Origin of the sequence: Thiohalocapsa halophila (assembly GCF_016583825.1) — a bacterium.
GTDB classification, from domain to species: Bacteria; Pseudomonadota; Gammaproteobacteria; order Chromatiales; family Chromatiaceae; genus Thiohalocapsa; species Thiohalocapsa halophila.
The window spans coordinates 1-1,227 of the sequence record NZ_NRRV01000197.1; the positions used below are offsets into that span (position 1 = coordinate 1).

The window sequence follows — 1,227 nt, forward strand, 5'->3', positions numbered from 1 at the left end:
TGTGCTGCGCATCGTCGCGCCGCAGGCGTCTGCTGATCGACCCATGCCGAGAGGCTTGGGGGCGCAGCTTCGGTTCCGGTAGATGACTGCGCCGTTCTGCAACCCGACCGCGGCAACTTGGCCGCGGGGAGGCGAAACGCGGGTTGCTCGCTCGCGTTTGGAAACCGCAACGCCCACGCCCGCGGAGTCAGCCTCAGACAGAGCGGGCGGCGCGCAACCGAGCATGACCATGCCATCTGCTGCTGCTTGCGAGGGCGCGGCCCCGATCACCGGGGCCGAGGCAGGCCGTCTGATCCGCCGCGCACGCCAGGTCAAGGGACTCACCCAGCGGGAGTTGGGCGCGCTGGTTGGCCTGCCGCAGTCTGAAGTGTCCAGATTGGAACGGCGCGGTGTTGCCCGCGATCCCGAGGTACTGCCGCGCATCGCCGCGGTGCTGGATGTCGCCTTCGATCTGCTGTGCGCCGCCTTGGCCCTAGGTCATGAACGGCCATGGCGGCAATGGGTCTGGGCTTCCCGGCGCAAGCCCTATGAGAAGCTGCTGCTGCTCGCCCTGCTCGACAGCTGCGACGGCGAATGCGATCTGGATGCGCTGATGGCGCGCACGGGGCTCGGCGCCGGCAGCGCGCGCAGCATGGCGGATCGCCTGCGCCGCGAGGGCCTGCTGCGCATCGAGCTTGACCGTGCGCGTGGGCGCACAGTCATCGCACTCGCCCGGCGTCCCGGTGACAGGCTGCGCTGACGATGATGTCGCATGCTCGTACCGCGTCGGGACCCCTTGGTCAGGATGGCCTCACGGCCGTGCAGCGCGCTCTGCGCGACCGCGGCATCCAGCGCGGCCTGACAGCCGGTGACGAGCTCAGCCGCGAGACCCTCGAGCGGTGTTTCGGCTTCGTCCTCCACGGCCAGCTCACCCTCACATGGCACGAGGACGCGAAGCGCAGCGGTATCGACCTCCTCCTGCCCGGGGACTGGTTCGGGGAGCACAACCTGCTCCTGGGGGCAGCGCCCGCGGCGCTGCACCTCAGCGCCAACGGCTTCGCCCAGGTGCTTACCGTTCGGGCGGACGAACTGCGTGGATTGCTTCAGGGCGAGCTGGCCCCGCTGCGGGAACCGCTGCAGCGCGAGCTCTCCGCGTCGTTGACCGAACGCTGGATGCAACTGGCCACCCGTTTGCACCAGCGTATGCACCTCGGTACCGATGCATGCGTCTGGGCAGCGCTGCACGAG

Annotated in this window: 2 protein-coding genes; both read left to right on the forward strand. The window is 69.4% G+C overall.

From position 1 onward, the window contains the following. Positions 1-82: 82 nt before the first annotated feature. Entirely contained in the window at positions 83-739 is a 657-nt protein-coding gene (locus CKO31_RS25935) for a helix-turn-helix domain-containing protein (protein WP_200243761.1), read from the forward strand. 59 nt (positions 740-798) lie between these two features. After that, the coding region (locus CKO31_RS25940) for a cyclic nucleotide-binding domain-containing protein (RefSeq protein ID WP_200243762.1) at positions 799-1,227 on the forward strand (429 nt) is incomplete at its 3' end.

What these genes read in the sequence shown, in the direction of transcription:
- CKO31_RS25935 (WP_200243761.1), top strand. Translation starts at nt 83, where the DNA reads ATGACTGCGCCGTTCTGCAACCCGACCGCGGCAACTTGGCCGCGGGGA.